Below are 20,382 nucleotides of genomic sequence, written 5' to 3'. Positions count from 1 at the left end.
ATGCCGCACTCCACGCTCCTCCGCGACGTCCGCCCCTGGGGCGGCGAGGCACGCGACGTCGTCGTCGACGAGACCGGGATCGTCGCGATCACCGCGGTCGGCGAGGGGGCACCCGGCGAGGTCGACGCGGTGATCGAGGGGCGTGACGGGATCCTGATCCCCTCCTTCTCCGACGTGCACGTGCACCTCGACTCGACGCGGCTCGGCTTGCCCTTCCGGCCGCGCACCGGCGAGGAGGGACGCTGGGGCCGGATCATGAACGACCGCGCGCACTGGCGCAGCGCCGAGGCGCCGGTCGCCGACCGCGCGACCGCGACCCTCCGGACGATGATCGAGAAGGGGGCGACCCGGGTCCGCAGCCACGCCCAGGTGGACGCCGACTCCGGGCTCGAGAAGTTCGAGGGCGTGCTCGCCGCCCGCGAGGCGCACCGCGACCGCAGCGACGTCGAGATCGTGGTCTTCCCCCAGGTCGGCGTCTTCGTCGAGCCCGGAGTGGTCGAGCTGCTCGACGAGGCCCTCTCCCTCGGCGGCGACCTGATCGGCGGCATCGACCCGTGCGAGATCGACCGCGACCCGGTCCGCCACCTCGACGCCGTCTTCGCCCTCGCGGAGAAGCACGACGTCGGACTCGACATCCACCTGCACGAGCGCGGCTCCCTCGGGCTCTTCTCGATGGACCTGATCGCCGAGCGGATCCGCGCACACGGACTCCAGGGCAGAGTCTCGATCTCGCACGCGTTCGCCCTGTCGTCACCCGCCCGGGGAGTGGCCGCCGCCATCGAGACACTCGCGTCGCTCGATGTGGCGCTGACGACGATCGCGCCCGGCCACGGCGCCGAGCTCCCCCTGCTCGACCTCCTCGCCGCCGGGGTGCGCGTCGGCCTCGGCATGGACGGCCAGCGCGACTACTGGTCCCCGTGGGGCAACGGCGACATGCTCGAGCGGGCGTTCCTCCTGTCCCACGGCCAGGGCTTCGACAACGACATCGACATCGAGCACGCGCTCGCGGTCGCGACCTGGGGAGGCGCGTCGGTCATCGACGGCGGGCTGCACCGGCTCGCCTCCGTCGCCGACCGCCCGGGACTCGCGGTGGGCGACCCCTCCGAGCTCGTCGTCCTGCGGGGCGACACTCCCACCGCCGCTGTGATGGACCGCGACCCGGACCGCCTGGTCCTGCACCGCGGTCGGCTCGTCGCCTCGGGCGGCGCCCTCGTCTGACCCCTGCGGGGGCGCACCCCTGCCGGTCGAGCAGCCGCGGAGCGGCTTCCTCATGGCCCGCCCCCTCCTCCGGGAGGCGGCGGGTCCTCGGCGTTAATGCACGATCGTTACCGAAGTCGCTCCGGCGCTGTTGCGTCACAAGAATTGTTCACGGTAACATTTTGCCCAGGACGCACCCGGACGTGTCACTGCACGACGGGCGTCCACCGCACATCCTGCACTCACTGCACCTCGGGCGCCAGGCCCGCACTGCACTCATCACATCCGGGCCCCTGGGCCCGCACCCACGGGCGCTCCCGCGCGTCCGTGATCTCAAGGAGGAGATCCATGTACAACACGAGGCGTTTCGGCCAGTTCCTCGGTTTCGCAGCAGTCGGCGCACTCGCGCTCGGCCTCGCCGGCTGCTCCGGCGGCTCGGACACCGCCGCCGGCGGCGGAGGCGACGACGTCACCACCATCGGCTTCGTGGCCGTCGGCCCCGAGGGCGCGTGGCGTCAGGCGAACGAGACCAACATCGAGGAGACGTTCACCGCCGACGCGGGCTACGACCTCAAGTACGCCCCCGCCACCAACGGCGACCAGAAGTCGCAGATCGACTCCTTCACGTCCTTCGTGGACGAGGGCGTCGACATCATCCTGCTGTCGGCCACGGAGGGCTCCGGCTGGGAGGACTCGCTCGAGCGCGCTCAGGAGGCCGAGATCCCGGTCATCCTGATCGACCGCGGCATCGAGCCGGACAACAGCGACCTCTACGTCACCCGCATCGCGCCGGACAACATCGCGGTCAGCACCTCGGTCGCCGACTGGGCGAAGAGCGCCTTCCCCGACGGCGCCAAGTACTTCACCCTCGAGGGCCCCGCCGGTGTCTCGGTCGTCAACGAGCGCAACGAGGGCTGGGACGAGGTCATCGGCGCCGACTCCGCCTTCACCAAGGTCGGCGCGCAGACCGCCAACTGGTCCACCGAGGAGGCCAAGAGCGTCTTCGAGACCGTCCTGAAGTCGAACAACAACGACGTCCAGATGGTCTTCGCGCAGAACGACGAGATGGGTCTCGGCGCGGTCCAGGCCGTCCAGGAGGCCGGCCTCACCCCGGGCGTCGACGTCAAGATCGCCACGATCGACGGCACCAAGAACGCCCTGCAGGCCCTCGCCGACGGTGAGCTCAGCTTCGTCGCCGAGTACAACCCGCTCTTCGGCGAGACCGCCCTCGACGCCGTCGAGAAGACCCTCGCCGGCGAGACCGTCGAGTCCTCGATCGTCGTCCCGAGCGAGACCTTCGACTCGCCCGAGGCCGCGGCGACCGCCCTGCCCGACCGCAAGTTCTAGGCACCACCCCCCTCCGGAGCGACCGGGACCCCACCGCGGGTCCCGGTCGCTCCCACCTCCGGCGCAGAGCAGCGCCACTCGAGAACGGAACGACGCGACATGGCGGATTCGCCTCCGATCGTCGAGATGAAGAACATCTCGATCAGCTTCCCCGGCGTCAAAGCCCTCGACGGTGTCGACTTCCGCCTGTTCCCGGGCGAGGTCCACACCCTCATGGGCGAGAACGGCGCCGGCAAGTCCACCCTCATCAAGGCGCTGACCGGCGTCTACAAGATCGACAGCGGCGAGATCGTCGTCGGAGGGACGCCCCGGCGCCTCGCCGGCACCGCGGACGCGCAGGCGGCCGGCATCTCGACCGTCTACCAGGAGGTCAACCTCTGCACCAACCTCAGCATCGGCGAGAACGTCATGCTGGGCTACGAGGTGCGCGGTCCCTTCGGCATCAACTGGCGGGCGACCCACGACGCCGCGAAGCGCGCCCTCGAGCGCCTCGGCCTCGGCCACCTCGACCCGCGCCGCCCGCTCTCCTCGCTCTCCATCGCGATGCAGCAGCTGGTCGCGATCAGCCGCTCCACGGTGAGCGACTCGCGCGTGCTCATCCTCGACGAGCCGACCTCGAGCCTGGACGCGAACGAGGTCGAGAACCTCTTCGTCGTCATCCGCCGCCTCCGTGCGGAGGGCGTCGCGATCCTCTTCGTCTCGCACTTCCTCGACCAGGTCTACGCGATCAGCGACCGCCTGACCGTGCTGCGCAACGGCACCTACGTGGGCGAGTACCTCACCCACGAGCTGGACCGCACCTCGCTGATCTCCAAGATGATCGGCAAGGACATCGCCGCCCTGCGCTCCCTCGACTCCGAGCGCGCGGACAGCGACCACCTCTACCGCGAGGCCCCGCTCTACACCGCGAAGGGCCTCTCGAAGAAGGGCTCCATCGAGTCCACCGACCTCACGCTGCACCGCGGCGAGGTCGTCGGCTTCGCCGGTCTCCTCGGCTCCGGCCGCACCGAGCTCGCCCGCCTGATCTACGGCGTCGACAAGCCCGACACCGGCGAGATCACGCTGCACGGCAAGAAGATCGACGTCCCGACGCCGACCGCCGGCCTCGCGCACAAGATCGCCTTCTCGAGCGAGAACCGCCGCGACGAGGGCATCATCCGCGACCTCTCGGTCCGGGAGAACCTCATCCTCGCCGTCCAGGCCAAGCGCGGCTGGGCCCGCCCCCTCTCCAAGAAGGAGAAGGACGAGATCGTCGCGAAGTACCTCGTCGAGCTCAACGTGCGCCCCGCCGACCCGGACCGCCCGATCAGCAAGCTCTCCGGCGGCAACCAGCAGAAGGTGCTCCTCGGGCGCTGGCTGGCCACCGCCCCGGAGATCCTCATCCTCGACGAGCCGACCCGCGGCATCGACGTCGGAGCCAAGGCCGAGATCCAGGAGAAGGTCGTCGCCCTGGCCGGCGAGGGCGTCGCCGTGGTCTTCATCTCGTCCGAGCTCGACGAGGTCGTCCGCCTCAGCGACCGCATCATCGTCCTCAAGGACCACCGCGTGATCGCGGAGATCCTCAACGGACCCGCTGTCACTGCGGAGTCGATCGTCACTACCATCGCCGCAGAGGGAGTCGTCGACGAGGACGTCGTCGTTCTCGAAGGCGCCACGCAGGAGGCCGCATCATGAGCAGCGACACGCGACCGGACCGGGGCTCGCTCCTCGCGAGCCTGATCCGCCGTCAGTACTTCTGGGGAGCGGTGGCCATCGTGCTGCTGCTGCTCGTCAACGTCGTCAAGGACCCGAGCTACCTCGGCGTCACCGTCAGTCCGACCACGGGCTACCTCGTCGGCAACGTGATCGACATCGCCCGCGCCGCCGCCCCGATCCTGATGATCGCGGTCGGCATGTGCCTGGTGGTCGCGACCGGCGGCATCGACCTCTCGGTCGGCTCGATCATGGTCGTCGCCGGCGCCGTCTCGATGGAGTTCCTCAACGCCCAGGGCGCGCCGGACTCGCTCGGCGCCGCCGCGGCCGCCTTCGGCCTCGCGCTGCTGGTCGCCGGAGTGCTGGGCGCGGTGAACGGCATCCTGGTCTCGGTGGTGGGGCTCCAGCCCTTCATCAGCACGCTCGTCGTGATGCTCGCCGGCCGCGGCCTGGCGAAGGTCATCACGGGCGGCCAGAACACCGCCGCGACGAACGAGCCGTTCCGCTGGCTCGCCAACGGCTACGTCTTCGGACTCCCCGTCGTCTTCCTGCTCGCCATCGCGATCGTCGTGGTCGTCGGGGTCCTGGTGCGCCGCAGCGCGCTCGGCCTGATGATCGAGGCCATCGGCATGGACCCGAAGGCGGCCCGCCTCGCCGGCATCAACCGCCGCGGCCTGCTGATGACCGCCTACATCGGCTCCGGCGTGCTCGCCGGCGTCGCGGGCGTCTTCGCCACCGCGAGCGTGATGACGGTCGACGTCTCGCGCACCGGCTACCAGCTCGAGCTCGACGCGATCCTCGCGGTCGTGGTCGGCGGCACCTCCCTCGCGGGCGGCAAGTTCAACATCACCGGAGCGGCCGTCGGAGCGATCCTGATCGCCACCCTCGACAAGACGGTCGTCTTCCTCGGCGTCTCGTCCTCGGCGACGCCCGCCTTCAAGGCGATCGTCATCGTCGCCCTGTGCCTGCTGCAGTCGGAGCGGGTCCGCTCCGCCTTCAAGAACCGTCGCGAGGCGCGCCGCAGCGTCCCGCAGAAAGAGGCGATCCCCGCATGAGCGCCGTGCTGACCCGACCCGCCCCGCCGGCGAAGTCGAACCGCTCCTCCGCCACCTCGTGGCTGAGCCAGCACCTCGACAAGCTGCCGACCCTCGCCGCCCTGGTCATCTTCCTGGGCATGATCGTCTACGGCGAGGTCGCCTACGGGCGCATCCTGCAGGCGAGCACGATCTCGAACCTGCTGATCAACAACGCGCACCTGATCATCCTCGCCGTGGGCCTCACCTTCGTGATCCTCACCGGCGGCATCGACCTCTCGGTCGGCGCGGTGATCGCCTTCAGCAGCGTGAGCGGCGTGCTGCTCATCAACAGCGGCTGGAACCCCTGGCTCGTGATGCTGCTGATGGTGCTGATCGGCTCCGCGTTCGGCCTGATCTCGGGCGTGCTCATCCAGTACTTCAACGTCCAGCCGTTCATCGCGACCCTCGCGATGATGTTCCTGGCCCGCGGTCTCGCCTCGATGCTGAGCACGGTCCCGGAGCGCCTCCCCGAGGACTCGGCCGTGCTGTCGCTCGCGACGCCGATGAAGCTGATCGACGGACCGAAGGTCAACGACTTCGTGATCAGCCCCGGCGTGATCATCGCCGTGCTCGTCGTCGCCGCCGCGTTCTTCGTGCTGCACCGCACCCGCCTCGGCCGGACGGTCTACGCGATGGGCGGCTCGGAGCCGTCGGCCGCGCTGATGGGCCTGCCCGTCGTCCGGACCAAGCTGCTCATCTACGTGATCAGCGGCACCCTCGCGGGCCTCGCCGGCGTGGTCTACACCGCCCGCCTCGGCAGCGCGCAGAACATCACCGGCACCGGCTGGGAGCTCGACGCCATCGCGGCGACCGTCATCGGCGGCACGCTGCTCACCGGCGGCGTCGGCTTCGTCCTCGGCTCGGTGATCGGCGCCCTGGTCCTCGGCCTGATGAACGTCCTGATCACCCGCGACGGCGGCATCCCGCCCGAGGCGACCACCATCATCACCGGCGGCATCCTGCTCGTCTTCGTGCTCCTGCAGCGCGCAGTGATGGCCCGCAACCGGACCTGACGCCCGCCGCCCGACGCCCCGCGCCAGCCTTCGACCATACCCCCTTGTCTGCTTTGACAAGGGGGTATGGTCCGCTACCGTGGTCAAGGAAGTCAAGCAGCGCGAGGTCGAGCGGTTCCTCGAGTCCTGCGGATGGCGACTCCTCCGCGAGAAGGGTCCGCACAACGTCTGGGGCTCCCCGGACGGCACGCAGGTCCTCGCGATCCCGCGGCACGGCAAGGTGTCTCCGGGAGTCGTCCGCCAGGTCATCAGGGCCCAGCCGGGCAGTCCGGCGGGCTGGCGATGACGGACCGCAACAGGAGCGAACGGCATCGCGGGGAGAGGAGGAGGGCGTCATGACCAGCACGGACCTGCTGCGCACCACGGAGCGCTCGTTCGACGCCGTGGTGACCCGGGAGGGCCGCTGGTGGATGATCCACGTCCCCGCCCTCGACGCGGTGACGCAGGCGCGGTCGCTCCGAGAGGTGCCCGTCATGGCGACCGGTGTCGTCTCGGCCCTCCTCGACGTCGAGGAGGAGGATCTGACGATCCGCCTCTCCTACGAGCTGCCCGCCGAGGTCGCGACCACGTGGCACGAGGCGGAGACTCTGCGCTCGCAGGCCGAGGAGGCCGAGGACCGCGCCGCTGCCCTGCGTCGGGAGGCCGTCCGCACCCTCCTCAGCACGACGCACATGAGCCAGGCCGACGCCGGCGTGATGCTCGGCCTCTCGAAGCAGCGCGTCCAGCAGCTCGCATCCTGAGCGCCGCTCGGACCCCGCTGCGCCGCGCTCGGCGCGCGATCGAAGGGCGTGAAACGCGCGAGGAATGCCCGTCGCGTTGACGTCAACATCGTGTTACCGTGAACATCTCCGGTGCACGCCGGACCCTTTCCCTTCAGCAATGGTGCCGAACCAGGAGTTAGTGCGATGAAGCCCTTCCTACGACCGGTCGTCCTCGTGACGGCGCTCGCGCTCACCGTCCCGCTGCTGACGGCGCAGTCCGCCGCAGCCGCTCCGGCCGACGATCTCGTCCTCCGCTACGCGCTCGACGCGACCAGCGGCACGACCGCCGTCGACAGCTCCGGCAAGGGCCGCGACGGCGTCCTCTCCGGCGGCGCGGTCGCCTCGGGCGCCGCGGGCGTGACGCTCGACGGCGTCGACGACTTCGTCAAGCTGCCCGACGACGTGCTGGCCGGCCTCAGCTCGATCACCGTGAGCACCGAGGTCCTGGTGAAGCCCTCGCAGGGCACCCCGTACTTCATCTGGGGCCTCGGCAACACCACGAACAGCGCCGGCAACGGCTACCTGTACACGACGGGCAACAGCTACAAGGCCTCGATCGCCACCGGCAACTGGACCACCGAGCAGACCGTGAACTCGGGCGCCGACCTCGCCCGCGGGGTCTGGAAGACGCTCACCTACACGCTCGACGACGCCTCCGACACCGCGCGGCTCTACCTCGACGGCACCCAGGTCGCGCAGCAGACCGGCGTGACCATCACCCCCGGCGAGATCGGCGCCGGCAGCACCACCGCGAACGCGATCGGGCGCTCGGTCTACACCGGCGACAAGTTCCTGGCCGGCTCGGTGCGCGACTTCCGCATCTACAGCAGCGCGCTCAGCGCCGCCGACGTCGCGACCCTCCAGGCGAGTGACGCCACCCGCACCACCCGCGACGCCGCCGCGCTGACCCTCGGCGACCTCTCCGCCGTCACCGCGAACCTGACCCTGCCGACCACCGGGCCCAACGGCTCCGCGATCGCCTGGTCCTCCAGCAACGCCGCCGTCGTCTCCTCGAGCGGAGTCATCACCCGGCCCGCCACGGGCAGCGCCCAGGCCGTGCTCACCGCGACCGTCACCCGCGGCTCCGCGACGCAGACCCGCACCTTCACCGCGACCGTGCCCGCGCAGGACGCGAACGCCGACGCGCAGAAGGCGCTCGACGCGCTGAGCATCGTCAACGCCGGCGACGTCCGCGGCAACGTGACGCTGCCCGCGAAGGCCGGCTCCTACGACGTGACCTGGGCCTCCTCGAACGCCGCCGTCGTGAGCACCACCGGCGTCGTGAAGCGCCAGGCCGCCTCGACCCCCGTCACCCTCACCGCGACCGTCGCCGGCACCACCGCCACCCGGCAGCTCCCGGTCACCGTGACCGCCGCGCCCGCGGACCTCGACACCGCGTACGACGCCGGCTACCTCTGGACCCACTTCGCCTCGACCGACTACGAGAAGATCTACTTCGGCTCCAGCACCGACGGCCTGCACTGGTCGAAGCTCAACAACGACAAGGCCGTGCTCGCCAACCTCGCCGGAACGCTCGGCGTCCGCGACCCGCACCTCGTCCGCTCCCCCACCGGCGACGAGTACTGGATCCTCGGCACCGATCTGCACGCCGAGGGCACCGCCGGCGGCGGCTCCTGGGACCAGGTGAACGCCAGCCAGAAGCTCGTCGTCTGGCGCTCCACCGACCTCGTGACCTGGGGCCAGCAGAACCTCGTCTTCGCCGGCGCGCCGAACGCGGGCAACGTCTGGGCGCCCGAGGCGATCTGGGACGAGGCCACCGGCCAGTACTACGTCTACTGGTCCGGCCGCGACAAGACGCAGGTGAGCACCGACGACTGGGCGCTGCGCGTCTACGTCTCCACCACCCGCGACTTCCAGACCTTCTCCACCCCGAAGGTGTGGCTCGACGAGAACTCGTCGACGAACAACGCCGACGGCCCGAACATCATCGACACCACCATCGCCGTCGAGAACGGCGTCTACTACCGCTTCTCCACCTCCGACTGGCGCACCGTCGTCGACAAGGCCTCGAGCCTCGCCGGCCCGTGGACCCGCGTGATCGCCCGCGGCGAGGAGACCTCCCGCGGCCTCGCCGACCACCTCGAGGGCCTCACCGTCTACCAGCTGCCCGACGGCCGCTGGGTCGTGATGGGCGACTCGTTCGGCTACTCCGCGTACGTCACCGACACCCTCGCGGACATGCGGTTCACCGCGCTGCCGGTGGGCGCGACCGGAGCGAACACGTACTCGTTCTCCAAGCCCTTCCGCCACGGCTCGGTGCTGCGGCTCTCCAGCGCCGAGGAGGCCCGCCTGACCGCGGCCTACGGCGGCACGACCACCGGGCCGACCCCGAAGCCGGTGAACGCGAAGGGCGAGATCCTCCGCTACACCTTCGACGGCGGCTCCGGCACGACCGTCACCGACAGCTCGGGCAACGGCCAGAACGCGACGATCGTCTCGGGCGGCGCCTGGCAGACCGGCTCGGTGAAGCTCGACGGCACCGACGACTACATCGAGCTGCCGGACAACCTGCTCGCCGGCGTCACCGACGTCACCGTGCAGACCGAGGTCTGGATCGACCCCGCGCAGAGCGGCGCGTACTTCCTCTACGGCCTCGGCAACACCACCAACGGAGCGGGCGACGGCTACCTCTTCACCTCCGGCAACAACTACCGCACCAGCCTCACCACCGGGAACTACACCACCGAGCAGACCGTCTCCTCCGGCTCGGCCGTGCCCCGCGGGCAGTGGGCGCAGCTGACCTACACGCTCTCCGGCACCACCGCGACGCTCTACCTCGACGGCGTCCGCGTCGGCGGCGGCACCGTCACGGCCGACCCGAAGGACATCGGCGGCGGCACGACCACGGCGAACTCCATCGGCCGCTCGAACTACGACGCCGACAACCGCTTCCGCGGCCAGGTCCGCGAGTTCGCCCTCTACAACCGGGCGCTGAGCTCGGCCGAGGTGCTCGCCTCCTCCGGCAACACCACCGTGCTGGCCGATGTGACGCTCACCGGCGACGTGCTGAAGACCGCACCGATCGTCGACCAGGCGACCCGCACCGTCACCCTCCCGGTGAAGCCCGGCACGGACCGCTCGAAGCTGACCGCCACCTACTCGACCGCCGCGGGCGTCACCGCGAGCCCCGCCTCCGGCACCGTCCGCGACCTGCGCACCCCGCAGACCGTCGTGCTGACCCCGGCCGGCGGCGGAGCGACCACCACCTGGACGCTCAAGGCCGTCGAGATGAAGAGCCCCGTCCTCCCGGGCCTCTACGCCGACCCGAACATCGCGGTCTTCGGCGACACCTACTACCTCTACGCGACCTCCGACGGCTTCCCCGGCTGGGGCGGCAAGACCTTCTACGCCTGGTCGTCGAAGAACCTCGTCGACTGGACCCGCTCCGCGCAGCCGATCCTCACCCTGGACGGCGCGAACGGGAACGTCCCGTGGGCGACCGGAAACGCCTGGGCGCCGACGATCATCGAGAAGGGCGGGAAGTACTACTTCTACTTCTCCGGCCACAATGCCGCGCTCGACCGCAAGACCATCGGAGTCGCGGTCGCGTCGAACCCGATGGGCCCGTTCACCGCGCAGCAGTCCCCGATGATCACCAACGGCGAGTCCGTGAAGTCCGGCCAGGCCATCGACCCGGCCGCGTTCACCGACCCGGCCACCGGCAAGAGCTACCTCTTCTGGGGCAACGGCGCACCCGTGTACGCCGAGCTCTCGGACGACATGCTCTCGGTCAAGGCGGGGACCATCAAGACGATCTCGGGCCTCACGGACTTCCGCGAGGGCGCGTTCATGAACCACCGCAACGGGCTCTACCACCTGACCTACTCGATCGACGACACCGGCTCCGAGAACTACAAGGTCGGCTACGCCACCTCGACGAGCATCGACGGACCGTGGACCTACCGCGGTGTGATCCTGGAGAAGGACCCCGCGCAGGGCATCCTCGCCACCGGCCACAGCTCGATCATCAATGTTCCCGGCACCGACGACTGGTACATCGCCTACCACCGCTTCGCCATCCCCGGCGGAGACGGCCAGCACCGCGAGACCACCATCGACAAGGTGACCTTCGACCCGGCGACCGGCCTGATGCAGAAGGTCGTCCCGACCCTCACCAGCGTCAGCCCGCAGACGGTGCCGACCGCGGCCCCTGCCATCACGGCGACCGCTACGGCGTCGACCCGCTGCGTGCAGGGCAAGGTCGTCCTCTCGGTCGTCGCGACGAACCCGAACGCCTTCCCGGTGAAGATGGTCGTCACCTCGACCTCGGGCTCGAAGACGTTCGCGGAGGTGGCGGCCGGCAAGTCCGTCACCCACTCCTTCACGACCCGCACCGCCGAGCTGCCCGCCGGCTCCGCGACCGCCACGGCCACCGCGTTCGTCGCCGGCAAGCCGGCCACCGCGACGGCCACGGCGCCGTACGCGGCGGCGAGCTGCGGCTGACGCGCTCGCGCCTCCCACCGACCACACTGACCACCCGACACCACCGACCCCACACCACTGAACCGGACGGCGACGACGCCGTCTCGAGAACGGAGAACACCCGCTATGAACACCCGCTCCTTCCTCCTCCGCGGAACCGCCGGCATCGCCGGAGGCCTGCTCCTGCTCGGCGTCGCCGGCACCGCCTTCGCCGACGAGCAGCAGGGCGCCGACGACGTCGACGTCAACGTGCAGATCGCGCCGCTCACCACGCCCGGCTCGCTCTCGATGACCGTCGCGAGCGACTCCACCGCCCTGACCGAGAACGGCTCGAACAGCGTGGCTCGCCAGTTCACGGGCACCCTCCCCACGGTCACCGTCACCGACACCCGCGACGCCGCCGACATCCCGGCCGGCGCCGGCTGGTACGTCCTCGGAACCGCCAGCGACTTCACCTCGTCGACCGGCGACACCATCGGCGCGGAGAACCTCGGCTGGGCGCCGAACCTGATCGACGGCGGCGACTCCGGCCTCGTCGCCGAGGGCGACGTCGTCGACACCGCCCTCGACGGCGGCCCCGACGGCGTCGGCCTCGTCGACCAGGAGCTCCTCGCCATCACCAACGACTCCGCCGGCGTCGCGGAGGAGGGCTCCTGGACCGCGAACGCGGCGCTGACCCTCAAGACGCCGACCACCGTCGACGCGGGCGACTACAGCTCGACGCTCACCCTCTCCCTCTTCGAGTGACCATGGTGGTCGAGTAGCCGCCATGGGCGGCGTATCGAGACCCGGCGTGCTGGACACGGTGGATCTCGATACGCCCGCTCCGCGGCCTACTCGATCAGCATGAGGCGGCCCCGCCCCGCGGGCTGCTCCTGCAGGGGTTCCACGCGGCGGCCTGCGCTGCCCATGCTGGTCGAGTAGCCGCCCCTGGCGGCGTATCGAGACCCACCCCGTGAGAACCTGGACTCCCCATGACCTCCGTGCTCCGCGCCCTCCTCGCCGTCCTCGTCGGCGCGCTCGCGCTCTCCGCCGCTCCCCCGGCCCTCGCCGCCGCCGCGACCGATCAGATCACCTGGGCGGTCAGCCCCGCGACCGACGGCGCCGTCGACAAGCGCTCCTGGGTCGAGCTCGACCTCGATCCCGGCGCGACCGCCGAGGAGCAGGCCGCGGTCCGCAACCTCAGCGACCAGACCGTCACCTTCCGCATCGACGCGGCCGACGGCTACTTCACCGACAAGGGCCGCTTCAACATGCTCCCCTCGGACCAGGAGTCCGTCGACGCCGGCACCTGGATCACCGCTCCCGAGACCGTCACCGTCGAGCCCGGCGGTACCGGCATCGTCCCCTTCACCGTCTCCGTGCCCGACGACGCGGAGCCCGGCGACCACGCCGCGGGCCTCGCCGCCTCCCTCGTCTCCGTCGGCACCGACGTCGGCGGCTCCTCCGTCGGCGTCGAGAGCCGCATCGGCTTCCGCGTGATGACCCGCGTCACCGGCGACGTCGCCCCCGCCGTCGCCGTCGAGAACCTCGCCGGCGACTACCGCCTCTCCTGGAACCCCTTCCAGCCCGGCGCCCTCACCGTCACCGCCGACATCGTCAACACCGGCAACGTCCGCCTCCTCCTCGACGGCAGCGCGACCGCCCAGGGCGCCTCCGCACCGCTCGTCGCCGCCGACGCCGCCCAGCAGGAGCTGCTCCCCGGCGACCGCCGCGCCGTCACCCTCCCGCTCGACGACGTCTGGCCCCTCTTCGCCGTCGGCATCGACCTCACCGTCGCCCCCACCGTCGTCACTCCCGACGGCCTCGACCCCGTCGACATCGCCCCGCTCACCGAGTCGACCACCACCACCGCCGTCCCCCTGCCCCAGCTCGCCGTCCTGCTCGGCCTCGCGCTGATCCTCGCCGCGCTCCTCGCCGGCCGCACCCGCTCCCGCCGCCGCGTCGCCGCCCTCGTCGAGCAGGCCAAGGAGGAGGGCCGCCGTGAGGCCGCCCACCAGCCCTCCTGACCCCGGCCCCGTCCGTCCCCCTCCGCGAGATGCCACTTGTGCACGCTTTTCACGGCGTGTCGCGCTCATAAGTGGCATCTCGCGAGAACTCACACGTCAGCCGGGTGGGCGTGGGACCATGCTCGTATGGGTCAGAGGATCGAGCCTCTCATGGCAGGCGCGCCGGAGGAGGACGAGTCGCAGGTCGAGACCGCGTATCTGCTCCACTCCCCGGAGAACGCTCGCCGACTCCTCTCGGCGGTCGCGAGCGCACACTCCGGGGACACCCTGGACCGTGGCCTGCACGAAGCATGACCCGCCTCCTCACCAGGACGACCGTCGACGTCGACGAGGTCTCCCTCGACGGCGCTCATGTCGCTGACCCCGACCGCGAGATGCCACTTGTGCACGCTTTTCACGGCGTGTCGCGCGCGCAAGTGGCATCTCGCGGAAGGGGGGGCTACTGGTACGTGATCAGGTCGGGGAGGGGGGCGACCTCGGACATCGTCTGGGCGGGGGTCAGCATCGGGAGGTCCTCGTCGTAGAAGTTCTTCCAGCCCCAGGCGATGCCCTCGGGGGCGCCCTCGTGCAGGGCGTTCCAGGTGGCCTGCTTGTCGGGCTGGCCGCCCTGGCCGTCGACGTGGATCAGGAACTCGAGCTCGGGGCGGTCGCGGCGGATGCTGTCGCGGTCCTGCAGCATCGACAGCCGGAACTGGTGCAGCACGAACATCTTCGGCGGCAGGCCCTCGCGCTGCACGAGGTCCGCGAGCCAGCTCGAGACGCTGTCGACCTCGGCGGCCTGGACGCGGCCGATCTGCGCGAGCGGCACCTCGTCGGGCGCGAGCCGCCACTCCGGATCGAGGGCGAGGCCGACGTTCGGGAGGCGCAGCAGCTCCTCGTAGGCCTGCGCCTGAGTGAGGAAGTCGGAGCGGCCCGGCTGCAGGTCGAGCACGACGTACATGCCCGCCGCGGCGGCCGCGTCGATGTAGGGGCGTATGCCCGCTGGGTCGAGCTCGTTGGAGTAGTCGCCGTCGCCGCCGGCGCTGCCCGCCGCGACCGTGGTGATGATCTCGAGGCTCGGCACCACCTGCAGATCGGTGAGCGAGCGGTACGGCTCGGCCACCGCCTCCGCCCGCGCGATCGTCGCGTCGAGACCCTGCTCGCCGAGCACGCCGAGGACGGGTGCGCCGGGCGTGCCGTAGATCGCGACGTAGAGGTGCCCGCCGAAGAGGCGCTGCCCGCCGCCGGGCAGCTGCCAACCGCTCGCCGCGGCGCGCACCGACCACTCCGGCAGCGACTGCGCGGCGAGCACCGGTCCGAGCAGCAGGGTGCAGGAGGCGCCCGCGTCGGCGATCGCGGTGACGGCCGGCCCCGAGGCGAGGAGGTCGGTCACGGAGTCGCCGACGAGGGTCACCGGGACGCCGACGGCGCGCGCATTGGCGACGGCCGCGACATCGGCGGACTGGGCGAGGGCGGTCACCCCGGCGGGCGGTTCGGCCCGCGCCGGCAGCGCGCCGAAGGGCGGCTCCGCGGGGGCACCGGGCGCGAGGGCGACGAGGGAGGCGACGTCGAGCGGGCCGACCGCGACTCCGGTCGCCTCCTCGATCGCGGCGGCCTCGGCGGCGGCGGTCACGGTGTCGACACCCGCGTGCTCCGCGACGGCGCCGACGGCGACGACACGGGTGGTGCCGAGCCGGGAGAGCTCGGCGTCGATCGACGAGTCGGACGGCGAGGCCGAGGCCGTCGCGGTCGACGTGGATCCGGCACTCTCCACCAGCAGCGGCACGCCCCAGGCGATGCTCACCTGCGCGGCGAGCAGCACCGAGGCGGGTACGTCCTCCACCACGACGACGAGCGGCGCCGCGGTGAACAGCAGGGCGCTCGCACTCGCGGCGTCGGCGGCGAGCGCCACGGGACCGGCGGGTGCGGCGGCCTGCGTGCGCGGCGCCTCCTGCGGCTCGGAGTCCGAGGGGGACGCGGAGTCGAAGGTGCAGGCGCTCAGCAGCGGCAGGACGGCGAGGCCGCCGAGCACGACGCCGCGGCGGGTGAGGCCGCGGCGGGTCAGCCGATCGACGGCGGGGACGTCGGGGATCTCGGGGGGCATGCGCGGACCTCTCCTCTCGGAGCCGGCGGGCTCACTGGTGCGCGGTGGGTCTCGCTCCAGTGTCGCAGGCGCTGCCCCCCTCCCGCGGGACAAGGGGTCGGACAGACCGCTCGGTCAGACCGTGCGCGGGGCCTTCGCGAGGTTGGCCTCGAGCTCCTCGCGGTTCTGCCGCACCACGTAGGCGGGGCGGTCGCGCTCGACGCGCCAGGACTCGCTCAGCGGCGTGATCGCGACGGTGTCGAAGCCGAGGCGGTCGTAGAGGTCGGTGACGAAGTGCACGGCCTCGGGGTAGTCGCTCGACGTGGCGAGCGCGCGGCGGTCCTCGGTGCCGGCCGGGGTGCCGTCGGTCGTGATGTCCGCGGCCATGATGTGGTTGAACGCCTTGACGACCTTCGACTCCGGGAGGTGCTTCTGCAGCATCTCGCTCGTGGTCGTCTCGCCCTTGTCGAGCGCCTCGATGCGGCCGTCGCGCTCGAAGTAGTAGTTGTTCGTGTCGAGGACGATCTTCCCGGCGAGCGGCGCGACCGGCACCTGCTCGAGGTTCTTCAGCGGCACGGTCACGACCGCGATCTCCGCGGCCTCGGCCGTCTCCTGCGCCGTGGCGGCGCGCGCCTTCGGGCCGAGCTCCGCGATGAGGTCGGCGAGGGTCTCGGGACCGCGCGAGTTCGCGATCACGACCTCGTCGCCCTGGGCGAGGACCGCGCGCGCGACCTGGCTGCCGATGTTGCCTGCTCCGATGATTCCGTAAGTGGTCATGGGGAAGGGAACGCCCGCAGAGGGGAGGAATTCCGTCCTGGGGCGCACTCCCACGCCGCGTCCAGGCACCGCGGACGCGCGTCGCCGCGATAGGTTCGAGCGTCCGCTGACGAACGACCCCGGAGACCGCGATGCCGCAGTTCGACCTCCCGCTCGAGCTCCTCGAGCAGTACCAGCCCGACCTGCCGGAGCCCGAGGGCTTCGCGGACTTCTGGCGCGAGACCATCGCCGAGGCCCGCGGCCTCGCGACCGAGCCCGTCTTCGAGCCCGTCGACGCCGGCTTCCCGCTCCTGGAGATGTTCGACGTCACCTTCTCCGGCTTCGGCGGCCACCCGATCCGCGGCTGGCTGATCCTCCCCCGCGGCGTCGAGGGGCCCCTCCCCGCGCTGGTCACCTACATCGGCTACGGCGGCGGCCGCGGCCTGGTCGACGAGTGGACCGCGATGAGCGCCGCCGGCTACGCGCACCTGGTGATGGACACCCGCGGCCAGGGCTCCGGCCACCGCGGCGGCGACACCCCCGACCCGGTCGGCAGCGGCCCGCACGTCAGCGGCTTCATGACCCAGGGCATCGAGTCGCCCGCGGACCACTTCTACCGCCGCGTCTTCACCGACGCGGTGCTCGCGCTCGACGTGCTGCGGGCGCACCCCGCCGTCGATTCGGCGCGCGTCGCGATCTCGGGCGGCAGCCAGGGCGGCGGCATCTGCCTCGCCGTCGCCGGCGTCCTGGGCCTGCTCGGCGAGTCGGAGTCGGCGCGCGCCGCGATCATCGACGTCCCGTTCCTCAGCCACATCGGCCACGCCGTGCGGATCGTGGAGTCCATGCCCTACGGCGAGGTCGTGCGCTACCTGCGCACCCACCGCGGCTCGGAGTCGTTCGTCTTCGACACGCTGTCCTACTTCGACGGCACCTCGTTCGCCCCGCACGCCGAGGTCCCGGCGATGTTCTCCGTCGCCCTGCTCGACGAGATCTGCCCGCCCTCCACCGTCTACGCCTCCTACAACCGCTACGCCGGCCCGCGCGAGATCCGCGTCTACCCGTTCAACGGCCACGAGGGCGGCGAGGTGTTCCAGATCCGCGAGCACGTGCGCTTCCTGGCCCGCGAGCTGGCGTAGCGGGCGAGCAGCTCGGCCGGCTCAGCCCGACTGCGCGTCGAGCATCGCCGTGCCGATGCGGTCCTCCAGGTCGGCCAGCTCGTCGAGGACGTCGACGGCCACCCAGGCCTGGTCCCGCTTCCGGTCGGTCAGCGCCGTCAGCACGCCGACGGCGACGAGCTGCCCGATCGCCGCGCCGACGCTCGAGGGCGCCCGTCCGGTCAGCTCGACCGCGCGGGCGGTCGTGACGAGCGGGTGGTCGAGGAGCCCGTCGAGGAGGAGCGCCGCCGCACTCCCCGCGCGCGGCCGGACGGCGGCCCACCACGCGGCCGGGAGCGCCTCGAGGACGGCGGCCGTCCGGGCCGATTCCGGAGCCGCGACCGCGCAGGCCCGCGCGAGCTCGTCGACGAAGGGCGCGAGCGCCCCGTCCCGGCAGTCGTTCACCAGCTCGAAGTAGCGCTCGCGATCCGCGACCAGCGCCGACGCCACCGGGACGACCGTGGTCCTCGTCAGCCCGCGACGGCGGAGGATCGCGGTGATCAGCGCGCGGCCGATGCGCCCGTTGCCGTCGGTGAAGGGGTGGATCGACTCGAACTGCGCGTGCGCGATCGCGGCCTGCACGATCGGGTCGAGGTCGCTCCGATTCGAGAACCGGATCAGGTCGGCCATCAGCGCCGGGACCGTCTCGGGCGGCGGGGGGACGTGCACCGCACCGCGCGGGGAGTGGTCGCTGCCGCCGATCCAGTTCTGCATCGGCCGGTAGGCCCCGGCGGACCGGGCGTCCACCGGGTCGTCGGCCATCAGGACCCGGTGCGCCGTGAGGATCGCCGCCTCGTCGATCAGGCCCGTCCGGCCGGCGGCGTCGACCATGCCCGTCATCGCCTCGGCCGCGGCCACCATCGACGTCGCACTGGAGTTCGCCCGGATGCCGATGGTCGCGCGGGCGCAGTCCTCCAGGCTCGCGTCCTCGTCTTCGATCTTGGAGGAGGAGACCGCCTCGGTGCGGAGGAGGAGCCGGCCGAGCACGCCGAGCCGGTTCCCGTACTCGGCGTCCAGGGCGATGACCGCGTGTCTGGCGTCGTCGAGGGCCGGCCGGGAGGCGGGCGGCGGCTCCCAGGAGGACTCCGCGATCAGCGGCGGCAGGGCGACCACGACCTCGCTGAGCATCCGGTCAGCGCGCGTGCCGGCCCGGACGGTCTGTCGCCAGCGGCGCGTCTCGTACTCGTGCGCCGGCCACTCGGACGTCATCGGGCTCCCTTCGACAACCCGAATCAGCGGGTGCGTTGTATCGGGTTAAAGCTACAACCCGAATCAAGGGCGAAGCTGATTCGGGTTGCGGGTGCAGTCCGACGGGCATCGCTTTGTGACGTCGTGCGACGACAGCGGTGCCGATTCCCGGCCACTCTGGGCACGATCGGGGGATGACTCGTCAGATCCGCTTCAACGCTTTCGACATGAACTGCGTCGCTCACCAGTCCTCGGGCATGTGGCGCCACCCTCAGGACCAGTCCTGGCGCTACAAGGACCTCTCCTACTGGACCGATCTGGCGAAGCTGCTCGAGCGGGGCACGTTCGACGGCATCTTCATCGCCGACGTCCTCGGCACCTACGACGTCTACGGCGGCTCGAACGAGGCCGCGATCCGGCACGGCGCGCAGGTCCCGGTGAACGACCCGATCCTGCTCGTCTCGGCGATGGCCGCCGCGACCGAGCACCTCGGCTTCGGCATCACGGCCGGCACGGCCTACGAGCACCCGTACCCGTTCGCGCGCCGCATGTCGACGCTCGACCACCTGACCAAGGGCCGCGTGGGCTGGAACGTCGTCACCGGCTACCTGCCCAGCGCCGCGCGCAACATGGGCCACGAGGACCAGCTCGAGCACGACGACCGCTACGACGTCGCCGACGAGTACCTCGAGGTCCTCTACAAGCTGTGGGAGGGGTCGTGGGAGGACGACGCCGTCATCCGCGACCGCGAGTCCGGCGTGTTCACCGACCCGGCGAAGGTGCACGAGATCGGCCACCGCGGCAAGAACTTCACCGTGCCCGGCATCCACCTCTCCGAGCCGTCGCTGCAGCGCACCCCCGTCATCTACCAGGCCGGCGCGTCGCCGCGCGGGATCCGCTTCGCGGCGGGCAACGCGGAGGCGATCTTCGTCGCGTCCTCGACCAAGGCGGGCCTGAAGGCCACCGTCTCGCGGATCCGCGACGCGCTCGAGGCGGCCGGCCGCGACCGCCACTCCGCGAAGATCTACACGCTGCTGACGATCATCACCGACGAGACCAGCGAGAAGGCGCACGCGAAGCACCGCGACTACCTCTCCTACGCGAGCGAGGAGGGCGCGCTGGTCTTCATGTCCGGCTGGATGGGCATCGACCTCTCGCAGTACGACCTCGACGAGCCGATCGGCAACGTGAAGAGCAACGCGATCCAGTCGACCGTCGCCAACTTCCAGGAGGCGAACGAGGACGGCAGCGAGTGGAAGGTCCGCGACATCGCGAAGCTCGGCGCGATCGGCGGCCTCGGCCCGTTCATCGTCGGCTCGCCCTCCGAGGTGGCCGACCACCTGCAGGAGTGGGTCGAGGACACCGACGTCGACGGCTTCAACCTCGCCTACGCGATCACCCCGGGCACCTTCGAGGACGTCGTCGAGTTCATCGTGCCGGAGCTGCGCCGCCGCGGCGCCTACCCCGACGAGTACGTCGAGGGCACGCTCCGCCAGAAGCTGCACGGCCGCGGCGACCGCCTGCCGGAGGAGCACCTCGGCGCCGGCTTCCGCTACCGCGCGGACGCCTGACCCCGGGTCTCGATACGCCGCGTCCCGCGGCTACTCGACCAGCATGGGGTCGCCGTCGCCGGCGTCGGCGCGCACAACCTCAGCTGAGAGCACCCGGCCTCCTCTGTCAGCGG

General features: G+C 71.3%; 15 protein-coding genes. 12 read left to right on the top strand and 3 right to left on the bottom strand.

The window, feature by feature from the left end; genetic code table 11:
* The 10 genes from MT350_RS18665 (at position 1) to MT350_RS18620 (ending at position 13,538) form a co-directional block, all read left to right on the top strand.
* A complete protein-coding gene (locus tag MT350_RS18665; protein WP_173233556.1) occupies positions 1-1,218 on the top strand; it encodes an amidohydrolase family protein in 1,218 nt (405 codons plus the stop codon).
* Between the two features lie 327 nt (positions 1,219-1,545).
* Positions 1,546-2,544 carry an ABC transporter substrate-binding protein gene (locus MT350_RS18660; RefSeq protein ID WP_123734653.1) on the top strand — a complete coding sequence of 333 codons (999 nt, stop codon included), beginning with the start codon at positions 1,546-1,548 and terminating at the stop codon, positions 2,542-2,544.
* 99 nt (positions 2,545-2,643) lie between these two features.
* Entirely contained in the window at positions 2,644-4,218 is a 1,575-nt protein-coding gene (locus MT350_RS18655; RefSeq protein ID WP_243599726.1) for a sugar ABC transporter ATP-binding protein, read from the top strand.
* Positions 4,215-5,291: an ABC transporter permease gene (locus MT350_RS18650; RefSeq protein ID WP_127888177.1), complete on the top strand. Its 1,077-nt coding sequence runs from the start codon at positions 4,215-4,217 to the stop codon at positions 5,289-5,291. The genes MT350_RS18655 and MT350_RS18650 overlap by 4 nt, the downstream gene beginning before the upstream one ends.
* On the top strand, positions 5,288-6,325 hold the full coding sequence (locus MT350_RS18645; protein WP_123446514.1) for a sugar ABC transporter permease: 1,038 nt from the start codon (positions 5,288-5,290) through the stop codon (positions 6,323-6,325). The genes MT350_RS18650 and MT350_RS18645 overlap by 4 nt, the downstream gene beginning before the upstream one ends.
* Positions 6,326-6,404: 79 nt before the next feature.
* Positions 6,405-6,611: a type II toxin-antitoxin system HicA family toxin gene (locus tag MT350_RS18640; RefSeq protein WP_243616416.1), complete on the top strand. Its 207-nt coding sequence runs from the start codon at positions 6,405-6,407 to the stop codon at positions 6,609-6,611.
* Positions 6,612-6,660: 49 nt separating this feature from the next.
* Positions 6,661-7,065: a hypothetical protein gene (locus MT350_RS18635; RefSeq protein WP_159986236.1), complete on the top strand. Its 405-nt coding sequence runs from the start codon at positions 6,661-6,663 to the stop codon at positions 7,063-7,065.
* Between the two features lie 165 nt (positions 7,066-7,230).
* Positions 7,231-11,550 (top strand): family 43 glycosylhydrolase, encoded by a 4,320-nt coding sequence (locus MT350_RS18630; protein ID WP_243616415.1) that lies wholly within the window; start codon positions 7,231-7,233, stop codon positions 11,548-11,550.
* 105 nt (positions 11,551-11,655) lie between these two features.
* Entirely contained in the window at positions 11,656-12,276 is a 621-nt protein-coding gene (locus tag MT350_RS18625; RefSeq protein WP_243616414.1) for a hypothetical protein, read from the top strand.
* Between the two features lie 227 nt (positions 12,277-12,503).
* A complete protein-coding gene (locus MT350_RS18620; RefSeq protein WP_243616413.1) occupies positions 12,504-13,538 on the top strand; it encodes a WxL protein peptidoglycan domain-containing protein in 1,035 nt (344 codons plus the stop codon).
* Between the two features lie 439 nt (positions 13,539-13,977).
* Here MT350_RS18620 and MT350_RS18615 read toward each other — a convergent pair whose 3' ends face one another.
* Complete coding sequence (locus MT350_RS18615) at positions 13,978-15,621, bottom strand: hypothetical protein (protein WP_243599720.1); 1,644 nt, start codon at positions 15,619-15,621, stop codon at positions 13,978-13,980.
* A gap of 114 nt (positions 15,622-15,735) precedes the next feature.
* The gene (locus tag MT350_RS18610) at positions 15,736-16,377 is read right to left on the bottom strand and encodes an NADPH-dependent F420 reductase (RefSeq protein ID WP_243599719.1); all 642 of its coding nucleotides are present in this window, start codon (positions 16,375-16,377) and stop codon (positions 15,736-15,738) included.
* Between the two features lie 131 nt (positions 16,378-16,508).
* Here MT350_RS18610 and MT350_RS18605 point away from each other — a divergent pair, with 131 nt between their 5' ends.
* A complete protein-coding gene (locus MT350_RS18605) occupies positions 16,509-17,492 on the top strand; it encodes an acetylxylan esterase (protein ID WP_243599718.1) in 984 nt (327 codons plus the stop codon).
* Between the two features lie 21 nt (positions 17,493-17,513).
* Here MT350_RS18605 and MT350_RS18600 read toward each other — a convergent pair whose 3' ends face one another.
* Positions 17,514-18,719, bottom strand: coding sequence for a Fic family protein (locus tag MT350_RS18600; protein ID WP_243616412.1), 1,206 nt, complete (start codon positions 18,717-18,719; stop codon positions 17,514-17,516).
* A gap of 173 nt (positions 18,720-18,892) precedes the next feature.
* Here MT350_RS18600 and MT350_RS18595 point away from each other — a divergent pair, with 173 nt between their 5' ends.
* Positions 18,893-20,269, top strand: coding sequence for an LLM class flavin-dependent oxidoreductase (locus MT350_RS18595; RefSeq protein WP_123705756.1), 1,377 nt, complete (start codon positions 18,893-18,895; stop codon positions 20,267-20,269).
* Positions 20,270-20,382: the final 113 nt, after the last annotated feature.

The organism is Rathayibacter sp. VKM Ac-2928 (genome assembly GCF_022815545.1).
GTDB classification, from domain to species: domain Bacteria; phylum Actinomycetota; class Actinomycetes; order Actinomycetales; family Microbacteriaceae; genus Rathayibacter; species Rathayibacter festucae.
This window is presented reverse-complemented; position numbering and strand designations above follow the sequence as displayed.